Origin of the sequence: Burkholderia sp. AU45251, from assembly GCF_030482905.1 — a bacterium.
Taxonomy (GTDB): domain Bacteria; phylum Pseudomonadota; class Gammaproteobacteria; order Burkholderiales; family Burkholderiaceae; genus Burkholderia; species Burkholderia aenigmatica.
In genome coordinates this window covers 1-11,828 of the sequence record NZ_JAUJQH010000054.1, presented here as the reverse complement: position 1 = coordinate 11,828, position 11,828 = coordinate 1, and the positions used below count along the sequence as shown (strand labels likewise).

The 11,828-nt window shown below is 65.1% G+C and carries 14 protein-coding genes; 9 read left to right on the top strand and 5 right to left on the bottom strand.

Annotated elements, in window-relative coordinates; genetic code table 11:
- The 5 genes from QZM67_RS39415 to gcl all read right to left on the bottom strand — a co-directional run.
- Positions 1-192, bottom strand: a 192-nt coding sequence (locus tag QZM67_RS39415; protein ID WP_301811791.1) for a helix-turn-helix domain-containing protein, incomplete at its 3' end; no start/stop codon positions are given.
- A gap of 117 nt (positions 193-309) precedes the next feature.
- Complete coding sequence (gene lysM, locus QZM67_RS39410; RefSeq protein ID WP_043188163.1) at positions 310-780, bottom strand: peptidoglycan-binding protein LysM; 471 nt, start codon at positions 778-780, stop codon at positions 310-312.
- Between the two features lie 483 nt (positions 781-1,263).
- On the bottom strand, positions 1,264-2,154 hold the full coding sequence (locus QZM67_RS39405; protein ID WP_043188164.1) for a 2-hydroxy-3-oxopropionate reductase: 891 nt from the start codon (positions 2,152-2,154) through the stop codon (positions 1,264-1,266).
- A gap of 41 nt (positions 2,155-2,195) precedes the next feature.
- Complete coding sequence (gene hyi / locus QZM67_RS39400) at positions 2,196-3,005, bottom strand: hydroxypyruvate isomerase (protein WP_175025967.1); 810 nt, start codon at positions 3,003-3,005, stop codon at positions 2,196-2,198.
- 47 nt (positions 3,006-3,052) lie between these two features.
- A complete protein-coding gene (gcl, locus tag QZM67_RS39395; RefSeq protein ID WP_174914744.1) occupies positions 3,053-4,828 on the bottom strand; it encodes a glyoxylate carboligase in 1,776 nt (591 codons plus the stop codon).
- Between the two features lie 172 nt (positions 4,829-5,000).
- Between gcl and QZM67_RS39390 the strand changes: the two genes are divergently transcribed.
- The 9 genes from QZM67_RS39390 (at position 5,001) to QZM67_RS39350 (ending at position 11,743) form a co-directional block, all read left to right on the top strand.
- Positions 5,001-5,912 (top strand): LysR family transcriptional regulator, encoded by a 912-nt coding sequence (locus QZM67_RS39390; RefSeq protein ID WP_122945597.1) that lies wholly within the window; start codon positions 5,001-5,003, stop codon positions 5,910-5,912.
- A gap of 177 nt (positions 5,913-6,089) precedes the next feature.
- Positions 6,090-6,731 carry an RNA polymerase sigma factor gene (locus QZM67_RS39385; protein WP_301811780.1) on the top strand — a complete coding sequence of 214 codons (642 nt, stop codon included), beginning with the start codon at positions 6,090-6,092 and terminating at the stop codon, positions 6,729-6,731.
- Positions 6,721-7,668: an anti-sigma factor gene (locus QZM67_RS39380; RefSeq protein ID WP_301811777.1), complete on the top strand. Its 948-nt coding sequence runs from the start codon at positions 6,721-6,723 to the stop codon at positions 7,666-7,668. Before QZM67_RS39385 ends, QZM67_RS39380 begins: the two co-directional genes overlap by 11 nt.
- A 309-nt stretch (positions 7,669-7,977) precedes the next feature.
- Positions 7,978-8,352, top strand: coding sequence for a 30S ribosomal protein S6 (gene rpsF, locus QZM67_RS39375; protein ID WP_006402295.1), 375 nt, complete (start codon positions 7,978-7,980; stop codon positions 8,350-8,352).
- A 40-nt stretch (positions 8,353-8,392) separates the two neighbouring features.
- On the top strand, positions 8,393-8,692 hold the full coding sequence (priB, locus tag QZM67_RS39370; RefSeq protein ID WP_006486250.1) for a primosomal replication protein N: 300 nt from the start codon (positions 8,393-8,395) through the stop codon (positions 8,690-8,692).
- 2 nt (positions 8,693-8,694) lie between these two features.
- Positions 8,695-8,970 (top strand): 30S ribosomal protein S18, encoded by a 276-nt coding sequence (gene rpsR, locus QZM67_RS39365; protein ID WP_004193360.1) that lies wholly within the window; start codon positions 8,695-8,697, stop codon positions 8,968-8,970.
- Between the two features lie 27 nt (positions 8,971-8,997).
- Positions 8,998-9,450 carry a 50S ribosomal protein L9 gene (rplI, locus tag QZM67_RS39360; RefSeq protein WP_039366989.1) on the top strand — a complete coding sequence of 151 codons (453 nt, stop codon included), beginning with the start codon at positions 8,998-9,000 and terminating at the stop codon, positions 9,448-9,450.
- A gap of 144 nt (positions 9,451-9,594) precedes the next feature.
- Positions 9,595-10,977: a replicative DNA helicase gene (locus QZM67_RS39355; protein ID WP_011352313.1), complete on the top strand. Its 1,383-nt coding sequence runs from the start codon at positions 9,595-9,597 to the stop codon at positions 10,975-10,977.
- Between the two features lie 139 nt (positions 10,978-11,116).
- Positions 11,117-11,743 carry a DUF47 domain-containing protein gene (locus QZM67_RS39350; RefSeq protein WP_301811772.1) on the top strand — a complete coding sequence of 209 codons (627 nt, stop codon included), beginning with the start codon at positions 11,117-11,119 and terminating at the stop codon, positions 11,741-11,743.
- The last annotated feature ends 85 nt before the right edge of the window (positions 11,744-11,828 follow it).

The following is an 11,828-nucleotide window of genomic DNA, read 5'->3' as shown; positions in this document are numbered from 1 at the left end:
ACGGCCGGATGGATCGGCCCAATCCTGCAAGCCGTGCTTACGTAACCATACCAGCACGGTCGAGCGCCCCTGGATGCCGTAGCGCTGCTGCGCCTCTCTGTACGTCAGTTCGCCTTTTTCGACTTGCTCCACCACCGACAGCTTAAAAGCCAGGCTGTAGTCCCGCTGCGTTCGTTTGATCCCTTGTTGCACTTGGCACCTCTTCGCTTCGGCGAAAAAGTGTCAACTTATTTCAGGACGGGTCATCACCACGAAAAAAGGCAGGCCATCGGCCTGCCTTTTTTGCGTCCGTCAGTCCGGCAAGAATGCTCAGGACTGCGGCGGAATCACGAGCTTCTGGCCCGGGTAGATCCGGTCCGGGCTCGACAGCATCGGCTTGTTCGCCTCGAAGATCACCGGGTACTTGTTCGCGTCGCCATAGACTTCCTTGGCGATTGCCGACAGCGTGTCGCCCGACTTCACGTCGTGGTACTGCACTTCCGGATCGTCCGGTTGCAGATCGTCGTCGTTGACACCTGCGACGCCCTGCACGTTGCCGGCCGCGACCTTGACCTTGGCCTTCGTGTCGAGGTCGGCGACGCTGCCCGTCAGCGTCACGGTGCGCGACGCGCCGTCGAACGCGACGGTCAGGTTCGACGTATCGAGACCCTGCGTGTTGATGTAGTTCTTGATGGCATCGGCCGCAGTCTGGTTTGCGGCATTCGGATCTTCCGCTGCTTGTGCGTCGGCATGACCCAGCAGTTTTTCACCCGCCTCTTTGATAAACGAAAGAAGACCCATCGTTGCACTCCTTAGGTGGTTGAAAAGAAAACGCGCCGTGAAGTGGCGAAAAAAACACCGCGCTGGGCGCGGTCACCGGAGGTGAACGCAAGCGCGGCGGTTTTCTCGAAAGGCGTGGCGAAAGTGTAGGCGTTCAGCGCGACGATTGCATGAAAAATCGCACGCTTGAACGTAAAGAAATGTAATACGCGAAATCCGACAGGCGGACACCCGACGACGACGTCTGACCGACCAAGGCTTCCCCGGCGCCGCCGGGTGCCGCTGCGGACCCCACCACGCCGCTCTCAGCCCAGAGCGGCGTTTTTCGCCCCGTCCCGCATGCCGTCGGCAGTGCGAGGCGGGGCGCCCCACCGTGATGCGCGAGTGCGTCGCGCATCGATGCGACCGGCCGTGCCGGTCACGTGTGTCATTCGCGTGTCCGTCATCGCGACGGACCACGCGTTGCTGCATCTACAGAAGGCGGTCGCGCGAGGCGGCCCGCGTTCAGCCTGCCGTCTTCTCGATCTCGAAGTTCGACATGATCTCGAGCGCACGCACGAGCGCCGAGTGATCCCATGCCTTGCCGCCGTGCGCCGCGCACACGCTGAACAGCTGTTGCGCGCTGGCCGTGTGCGGCAGTGCGAGGCCGAGCTTGCGTGCGCCGTCGAGCGCGAGGTTCAGGTCCTTCTGGTGCAGCTCGATGCGGAAGCCCGGATCGAACGTGCGCTTCGTCATCCGCGCGCCGTGCACTTCGAGGATGCGCGATGCGGCGAAGCCGCCCATCAGCGCCTGGCGAACGCGCTCCGGATCGGCGCCCGAGCGGGCGGCGAACAGCAGCGCTTCGCCGACCGCTTCGATGTTCAGCGCGACGATGATCTGGTTCGCGACCTTGCAGGTCTGGCCCGCGCCGTTGTCGCCGACGAGCGTGATGTTCTTGCCCATCTTCTCGAACAGCGGCTTCGCGCGCTCGAATGCCTGTTCCGGGCCGCCGACCATGATCGTCAGCGTCGCTTCGCGTGCGCCGACTTCGCCGCCGGACACCGGCGCGTCGAGGTAGTCGCAACCGAGTGCGTTGATCTGCTTTGCGAATTCCTGCGTGTCGAGCGGCGAGATCGAGCTCATGTCGATCACGAGCTTGCCGGCCGTCAGGCCCTTCGCGACGCCGTCGTCGGCGAACAGCACGTTACGCACGTCCGGCGTATCCGGCACCATCGCGATGATGATGTCCGCGTTCTGCGCGACTTCGGTCGAGTTCGCGACGACCTTCGCGCTGGCGCGCAGGTCGTCCGGGATCGGGAATGCGCCGTTCACGACGAGCTGGTGGTCGCCCTTGAGCAGGTTGCGCGCCATGTGCGCGCCCATGATGCCGAGGCCGATGAAACCGATGGTTGCCATGTGAAAGTCTCCTATAGGGGCGTATGCGGAAAGGGCGGTGCTCAGGCGGCGCGGCGCGCCGAACCGGCTGCGCAGCCGGCGACGCTTTGCAGCCAGCCGAGGCCTTCCGTCGTGGTGGTGCGGGGCTTGTATTCGCAGCCGACGTAGCCGGCATAGCCGAGCCGGTCGAGCAGCGCGAACAGGAACGCGTAGTTGATCTCGCCCGTGCCCGGCTCGTTGCGGCCCGGGTTGTCCGCGAGCTGGACGTGGCCGATCGAGGCGAGGTTGCGTTCGATCGTCGCGGCCAGTTCGCCTTCCATGCGCTGCATGTGATAGATGTCGTACTGCAGGAACAGGTTGTCCGAGCCGACCGCGCGGATCACGTCGAGCCCTTCCGACGAGCGGTTCAGCGCGAAGCCCGGGATGTCGAAGCTGTTGCACGGCTCGACGAGCAGGCGGATGCCTTCGCGCTTGAGCGCATCGGCCGCAAAGCGCAGGTTGTCGACGATCGTGACGAACGTCTTGTCGCGTGCCGTGCTCGCCGACGGGATGCCGACGAGGCAGTTCAACTGCGGTACCTTCAGCGCCTTCGCGTACTCGATCGCACGGCCGACCCCGTCCTGGAATTCGCCGACACGATCGGGCAGGCACGCGATGCCGCGTTCGCCCTGGTCCCAGTTGCCGGCCGGCAGGTTGTGCAGCACGAGGCGCAGGCGATGCGTCTCGAGTCGCTCGGCGAGTTCCTCTTTCGCGTACGGATACGGGAACAGGAACTCGACGGCGTCGAAGCCCGCATCGGCGGCCGCCTTGAAGCGGTCGAGGAACGGCACTTCGTTGAACAGCATGGTCAGGTTTGCAGCAAACTTCGGCATGAGCTAAGCCTCTTCGGTCGGTCAGTCAGTCAAAAATGTCGTGCGCTTCAGTCGAGCATCGAGATCGCGGTCGGGGCGTGCTCGGCCTTTTCGGCGAGATCCTCGAATTCGTTGATCGCGTCGATTTCGGTGCCCATCGAGATGTTCGTCACGCGCTCGAGGATCACTTCCACGACCACCGGCACGCTGAACTCTTCCGCGAGCGTTTGCGCCTGGCGCAGCGCCGGCTCGATCTCTTCCGGCTTGAACACGCGCAGTGCCTTGCAGCCGAGGCCTTCCGCGACGGCCACGTGGTCGACGCCATAACCGTTCAGTTCCGGCGCGTTCACGTTGTCGAACGCGAGCTGCACGCAGTAGTCCATGTCGAACGCGCGCTGGGCCTGGCGGATCAGCCCGAGGTACGAGTTGTTCACGACGACGTGCACGTACGGCAGCTTGAATTGCGCGCCGGCGGCCAGTTCCTCGATCATGAACTGGAAGTCGTAGTCGCCGGACAGCGCGACGATCGGGCGGCTCGGGTCTGCTGCACGCACGCCGAGCGCGGCGGGGATCGTCCAGCCGAGCGGGCCGGCCTGGCCGCAGTTGATCCAGTTGCGTGCCTTGAACACGTGCAGGAACTGCGCGGCGGCGATCTGCGACAGGCCGATCGTGCTGACGTAGCAGGTATCGCGGCCGAACACCTTGTTCATCTCTTCGTACACGCGCTGCGGCTTGACCGGCACGTTGTCGAAGTGCGTCTTGCGTTGCAGCGTGCGCTTGCGTGCCTGGCAGTCGGCGACCCATGCGCTGCGGTCCTTCAGCTTGCCGGCCGCCTTCCATTCCTGCGCGACGGCAACGAACAGTTCCAGTGCCGCCTTCGCGTCCGACACGATGCCGAGATCCGGGCCGAACACGCGGCCGATCTGCGTCGGCTCGATGTCGACATGCACGAACTTGCGGCCCTTCGTATAGACCTCGACGCTGCCCGTGTGGCGGTTCGCCCAGCGGTTGCCGATGCCGAGCACGAAGTCGGACGCGAGCATCGTGGCGTTACCGTAGCGGTGCGACGTCTGCAGGCCGACCATGCCGGCCATCAGCGGGTGGTCGTCCGGAATCGCGCCCCACGACATCAGCGTCGGGATCACCGGCACGCCGATCGTTTCGGCGAACTGCACGAGCAGGTCTTCCGCCGCCGCGTTGAGCACGCCGCCGCCCGACACGATCAGCGGCTTGTCCGCGTCGTTGAGCATCGTGAGCGCCTTCTCGATCTGCGCGCGGGTAGCCGCGGGCTTGTAGACCGGCAGCGGTTCATACGTGTCGATGTCGAATTCGATTTCGGCGAGCTGCACGTCGATCGGCAGGTCGACCAGCACCGGGCCCGGACGGCCCGAGCGCATCAGGTGGAAAGCCTGCTGGAACACGCGCGGCACGAGCGCCGGCTCGCGCACGGTGACGGCCCACTTCGTGACGGGCTTCGCGATCGACTCGATGTCGACGGCCTGGAAGTCTTCCTTGTAGAGGCGGGCGCGCGGCGCCTGGCCCGTGATCGCGAGGATCGGAATCGAGTCGGCCGATGCGGAGTAGAGGCCGGTGATCATGTCGGTGCCGGCGGGGCCCGACGTGCCGATGCACACGCCGATGTTGCCCGGGGCCGCACGCGTGAAACCTTCGGCCATGTGCGACGCGCCTTCGACGTGGCGTGCCAGCACGTGGCTGATGCCGCCGGACTTGCGCATCGCGGAGTAGAACGGGTTGATCGCTGCACCCGGCACGCCGAACGCGGTCTGGATGCCTTCCTTCTCGAGCACGAGCACAGCTGCGTCGACGGCTCTCATCTTGGCCATGAATGTCTCCTTGAATGTGATGGATCTTGCAAATCGGTCTGTTGGGGACACTTTAGGGTTGCAGGAAAGGTTTGATAAGATCCGCCGGAGTCGCTTTTTTCGAAACTAAAAGTATGGAATGACGGCCGGACGGGGCTTTCCGCCGGTGTCGGAACAGAGACGGAGACGGGAGATGGATCGCTTCAAGCAGATCGAGACGTTCGTGCGGGTGGCCGATGCCGGCAGCCTCGCGGCGGCGGCGCTCGAGGAGGGGGTGTCGCCGGTCGTGCTCGGGCGGCGCATCGACGCGCTCGAAAAGCGTCTCGGCGTGAAGCTGATGTACCGCTCGACGCGGCGGCTGGTGGTCAGCGAGGAGGGCGCCGCGTTCCTCGAGCGCTGCCGCGGCCTCCTGTCCGAATGGGACCAGGCCGAGAACGAGCTGGCCGCCGGGCGGCGCGCGGTCAGCGGGCACCTGATCGTGTCCGCGCCCGCCGCGTTCGGGCGCAAGCACGTCGCGCCGCACGCCCCCGGTTTTCTGGTCGACAAGCCCGAGATGCAACTGTCGTTCAACCTGACCGACCGCGTCGTCGATCTGGTGCGCGAGGGCTATGACCTGTCGATCCGGATCGGCGGCGCCGTCGATCCGAACTTCGTCGCGGTGAAGCTTGCGTCGAACCGGCGCGTCGTGTGCGGCACGCCCGAGTATTTCCGCCGGCATGGCCGGCCGAAGTCGCTCGACGACCTGCTCAAGCACAACTGCCTCGCGTTCAACCTGCAGGGCGGGCAGAACCGCGGCTGGTATTTCCAGCGCCACGGCAAGATCGCGACGATGCGCGTGGCGGGCAATCTCGACTGCAACGACGGCGAGCTGCTGCACCGCTGGGTGGCCGAAGGCCTCGGGCTCGGCTGGCGCTCGACGTGGGAAATCGCCGCGCAGCTCGAGACGGGCGAACTCGAGACCGTGCTCGACGAGTATGCGCTGCCCGACTACGACATCCTCGCGGTCTATCCGCAGCAGCGCTACGTGCCGGCGCGCGTGCGCTACTTCATCGACTACCTGCGTGCCGCTTACGCCAGACCCGGTTACTGGAGCACCACGCCGTAACCGGCGCGGACGGCCCGGCCACCGGATCGCCCGACGATTTTTTACGCGTCCGGCGCACGGCGCGGGAATAAACTCGACGCAACGGCGGTAAGGTCATCGAGCGCGCACGTTGCCGGTCTGTCCGGGCGCCGTGCGCGGAACGGGCGCGGCTTCGGCCGCCGGGACCAGGGAGGCCATGTGGGGCAAGCCGGACAGGCGGTCGAAGAGCGGTCGGCGGACGACGCGGTTGCGCGCGGCGAGCGGTTTCGCGCGCTCGTGTTGCCGCATCTCGACGCCGCGTACAACCTCGCGCGCTGGCTGAGCGGCAGTGCCGGCGATGCGGACGACGTCGTCCAGGATGCGTGCATGCGCGCGCTGCGCTTCGTCGATTCGTGCCGCGGCGACAACGCGCGGCCGTGGCTGCTGACGATCGTGCGCCACACCTGGTACACGGAATGGCGTCGCCGCACGCATGCGCACGAGGTCGCGCTGCCCGACACGCTCGACGACACCGACGTACCCGACGACTGGCAACCGGCCACCGACGATCCGCTTGCGCACCTGCTGCGTGGCGAGAACGTGCGGCTCGTGAACGAGGCGCTCGCGAAGCTACCGCCTGAGTATCGCGAGGTGCTGGTGCTGCGCGAGATGGAGGACCTGAGCTACCGCGAGATTGCGGCGATCGCGGACGTGCCGGTCGGCACGGTGATGTCGCGTCTGGCACGTGGCCGGCGCAAGCTCGCCACGTTGCTGGGCGGCGCGCCGGCACCGGCGACCGAAGGCAGGCCGGGCCGTACGCCGGCTGGCGGAACCGCATCGGAGGCGATCGATGGACTGTAACGAAGTGCGAGCGTTGCTGGACGCGGACGTTGACCGCGAGCTGTCGGCGCCCGATGCGTTGCGGGTCCAGCAGCATGTCGAAGGGTGCGAAGCGTGCCGCCGCGAGCGCGCGCGAATCGTCGCGCTGGGGCGGGCCGTGCGGCAGGCCGACTACCATCGGGCGCCGGACGAACTGCGGGCGCGCATCCTGGCAAGCCTGCCGGTGGCGGACGAGGCGGCTGTCGGGGTGTTGTCCCGCCCGGAACCGGCACCCCGGCCCGAAGCCCGACCGCAGCCGCAGCCGCAGCCGCAGCCGCAGCCGCAGCCGCAGCCGCAGCCGCAGCCGCAGCCGCGCGGTCGCCGCTGGTTCGCCTGGCCGGGCGGGCGCGGCATGTCGACGCGGCCGGCGCCCGCCGGCCCGGGGCCGCGCGTGGCGGCGCTGCCGGGGCTCGGCTGGGGCGTGGCGCTGATGGTCGCGCTGGCCGCGGCGGCCGGGATGGCGCTCACTGCACACCACGCCGAAACCGATCGCACGGTCGACGAACTCGTGGCGAGCCACGTGCGGGCGGGCCTGTCGGCGCGCGACATCGACGTGATCTCGACCGACCGGCACACGGTGAAGCCGTGGTTCAACGGCCGGCTCGACTATGCACCGCCGGTCGAGGATCTCGCCGCGAGCGGCTTCGCGCTGGTCGGCGGCCGGCTCGATTACGTCGGGCATCGCCGCGTCGCGGTGCTCGTGTACCGCTATCGGCAGCACGTGATCGACGTTTACGTGCGGCCGGCCGGCGAAGGCAACGCGCAGGCGCCGTACGCGACCGTGTCGCAGGGCTACGCGCTCGACCGCTGGGACGCCGCAGGGATGACGTGGTGGGCCGTGACCGACGCCGAAGCGCCGGCACTGACCGCGTTCAGGACCGCGCTCGACGCGCGGCTCGCGGGGGCGCGCAGCGAATAGCGGCGGGGCTGGCGCCTGCATCGCCGCGGGGGGCGAGACGCGCGGGCATGGGCACCTGAGTCGGACGCGCCGGAAGGCGGGCAGCCGGCGCGGATCGCACCGGCAAACGATCCGACCCCGAACGTGAAACGACCGCTCGTCGGCCGTTTCGGCGCCGCACACGGCTCAAGTCGTTGAAAACACGGCCGAATCCGGCGGGAAATCATCGATCGACCTTGCACATGCCCTGTATCCGGGTTAGAATCTTCGGCTTCTCACTTGCCACACCGGTTCAGACGCCCGGGTGGCTTTAATCCATAAGGAGTGTGTATGCGTCATTACGAAATCGTATTCATCGTGCACCCCGATCAGAGCGAGCAAGTGCCCGCGATGATCGAGCGTTACAAGACCACGATCACGTCGCACGGCGGCCAGATCCACCGTGTCGAAGACTGGGGCCGTCGCCAGCTGGCCTACATGATCGAGAAACTCGCGAAGGCTCACTACGTCTGCATGAACATCGAGTGCGACCAGACGACGCTCGACGAACTCGAACACGCGTTCAAGTTCAACGACGCCGTGCTGCGTCACCTCATCGTCAAGATGAAGAAGGCCGAAACCGGCCCGTCGCCGATGATGAAGGAAGTTCAGCGCGAAGAAGCCAAGAAGGCGGCTGCAGCTCAGCCGACCGAAGCGCAGGCTTAAGTTCGTCGTTATTTAAGCCATCAAGGAGCGCGCCACTCACGTGAACAGGTTGCAATTGACGGCAAGCGTCGTCGAACGCGCACCGGTGCGATATACGCCGGCAGGTGTTCCGATCGCAAGCGCCACGTTGCATCACCGCACGGAAGTCGTCGAAGCAGGCATTCCCCGTCAGGTCGAAATGACGATCGAGGCGGTGGCGGCCGGTGAGGCGAGCGGCAAGCTGGAAAGCCGTGAAATGGGCGTCGAGACGCTGTTCACGGGCTTCCTGGCAAAGAAAAGCCGCAACGCGAGAACCTTGGTGTTTCACATCACAGCATTGCAGGACATTGGAAAGGACTGAACATGGCCCGCCCCACTGGTAAGAAATTCGACAAGCGTCGTCAGCAACAAAACCCGCTCTTCAAGCGCAAGAAGTTCTGCCGCTTCACGGCAGCCGGCGTCGAGCAGATCGACTACAAGGACACGGAAACGCTGAAGGACTTCATCGGCGAAAACGGCAAGATCACGCCGGCTCGTCTGACGGGTACGAAGGCGCACTATCAGCGTCAGCTGGACACGGCAATCAAGCGTGCGCGTTTCCTCGCGCTGCTGCCGTACACCGATCAGCACAAGGCGTAATCAGGCGACGCAATAAGGAGAATTCGAATGCAAATCATTCTGTTGGAAAAAGTCGCCAATCTGGGCAACCTCGGCGATATCGTCAAGGTCAAGGACGGTTACGCTCGCAACTTCCTGATCCCGAACCGCAAGGCTCGCCGTGCAACGAAGGAAGCGATCGCTGAATTCGAAGTTCGCCGCGCTGAACTCGAAAAGATCGCCGCTGAAAAGCTGGCGGCATCGCAGGCAGTCGGCGAGAAGCTGAACGGCCAGTCGTTCGAAATCACGCAGAAGTCGGGCGTTGACGGCCGTCTGTTCGGCTCGGTCACGAACGGCGACGTCGCGGAACTGCTGAAGAAGGCAGGTTTCGAAGTCGAGAAGCTGCAAGTTCGCATGCCGGAAGGCCCGCTGAAGATGATCGGCGAGCACAGCGTCCAGGTCGCGCTGCACACGGACGTCGTCGTCGACGTCACGATCAACGTGATCGGCGACCACGCGTAAGCGTACGCAAGCTTTCCGGGCGGCTTCCGCCGTCCGGACAAGGGCAGGCGCCCGGGAAACCGGGGCCTGCCTTTTTTATTGCCCGCTCGCCGGCGACTGCCTCTCGCTGGCGTCGTCGTAGGTTATTCGCGATAATCCCAACCCATGAACGCGCCGCAAGATCCTCAAATCGAATCGCTGAAAGTCCCGCCGCACTCGGTCGAAGCCGAACAATCGGTGCTCGGCGGCCTGTTGCTCGACAACGCGGCCTGGGACCGGATTGCCGACTTCCTGTCGCAGGGCGATTTCTACCGCTACGACCACCGGATCATCTACGAGCACATCGGCCGACTGATCGCGTCGACGCGCCCGGCCGACGTCGTGACCGTGTACGAAGCGCTGACCACGTCCGGCAAGGCCGATGACGTCGGCGGGCTCGCGTACCTGAACGCCCTCGCGCAGAACACGCCGAGCGCCGCGAACATCCGCCGCTATGCGGAAATCGTGCGCGACCGCGCGGTGCTGCGCCGGCTCGTGTCGGTCGCCGACGAAATCTCGGCCGATGCGTTCAACCCGCAGGGCAAGGAAGTCCGCCAGCTGCTCGACGAAGCCGAGTCGAAGGTGTTCTCGATCGCCGAAGATGGCGCGCGTGGCAACCAGGGCTTCCTCGAGATCGGCCCGCTGCTGACCCAGGTCGTCGAGCGCATCGACACGCTGTACCACACCGCGAACCCGAGCGACGTCACGGGCACGCCGACGGGCTTCGTCGACCTCGACCGGATGACGTCCGGGATGCACGGCGGCGAACTGATCATCGTCGCGGGGCGCCCATCGATGGGTAAGACGGCCTTCTCGATGAACATCGGCGAATACGTCGCGGTCGAGTACGGGCTGCCGGTGGCGGTGTTCTCGATGGAAATGCCGGGCACCCAGCTCGTGATGCGTATGCTCGGCTCGATCGGCCGGCTCGACCAGCACCGGATGCGGACGGGCCGCCTGACGGACGAAGATTGGCCGAAGCTGACGCACGCGGTGCAGAAGATGAGCGAGGCGCAGCTTTTCATCGACGAAACGGGCGGCCTGAACCCGATGGAATTGCGCTCGCGGGCGCGGCGTCTTGCGCGGCAATGCGGCAAGCTCGGCCTGATCATCGTCGACTACCTGCAGCTGATGTCGGGTTCGTCGCAGGGCGAGAACCGCGCGACGGAAATTTCGGAAATCTCGCGATCGCTGAAGAGCCTCGCGAAGGAACTCGACGTGCCGGTGATCGCGCTGTCGCAGCTGAACCGCGGCCTCGAACAACGCCCGAACAAGCGCCCGGTGATGTCGGACTTGCGTGAATCTGGCGCAATCGAACAGGATGCGGACGTGATCCTGTTCATTTACCGTGACGAAGTTTACAACCCGGACAGCCCCGACAAGGGCACGGCCGAGATCATCATCGGCAAGCAGCGTAACGGTCCGATCGGCCCCGTTCGACTCACGTTCCTGGGGCAATACACGAAGTTCGACAACTTTGCAGGGGCGCAGACCTTCTACGGCGAGTAACGCCGGTTTGTAAAGCCCTAAATCGCCAAACGTTGTATCCAATCCCGGCGCGCGCATGTGCGCGCGTCGCGTCGCGACCGAAAACGGTACAATGTCGCCCGTTTTCGTGACAGTAGTTTGACAATCTCTCAGGAATCCCATGTTCGGTCGATTCATGCCCACCGAGGGCAAGTTCTTTGAACTTTTCAATGCGCACGCGAAGTACATCGTTTCCGGTGGCCGCGAGCTCGAACTGCTGATCGACAATCTCGCCAACGCCGAGATTCACAAGCAAAACGTGCAGACGGCCGAAAAGGCCGCAGACAAGCTCACGCACGAAACGATCGATCTGCTGCACAAGACCTTCATCACGCCGCTCGATCGCGACGAGATCCACAAGCTGATCACGACGATGGACGACATCCTCGACCTGATGGAGGACGTCGCGACGGCCGTGTCGCTGTACGACGTGCGTTCCGTCACGTCCGAGGCGAGCCAGCTCGCGCACATCGTCACGCAGTCGGCCCAGCACGTGCAGCAGGCGGTCGGGCTGCTGTCCGACATGAAGCAGTCGGCGCAGATCCTCAAGCAGTGCGAGGAGATCGACCGCTGGGAATCGGAGGCCGATCGCGTGCTGCGCGCGGCGATGTCGAAGCTGTTCCGCGAGGAAGACGACGTGAAGACGCTCATCAAGCTGAAGGCGATCTACGAGCTGCTCGAAGAGATCACCGACAAGTGCGAGGACGTCGCGAACATCATCGAAGGCATCGTGCTGGAAAACGCCTGAGCGGATCACGATGCATTCGATACAACTCGCCCTCTGGATGGTCGCGACGCTGGTGCTCGTCGCGCTCGTATTCGACTTCATGAAC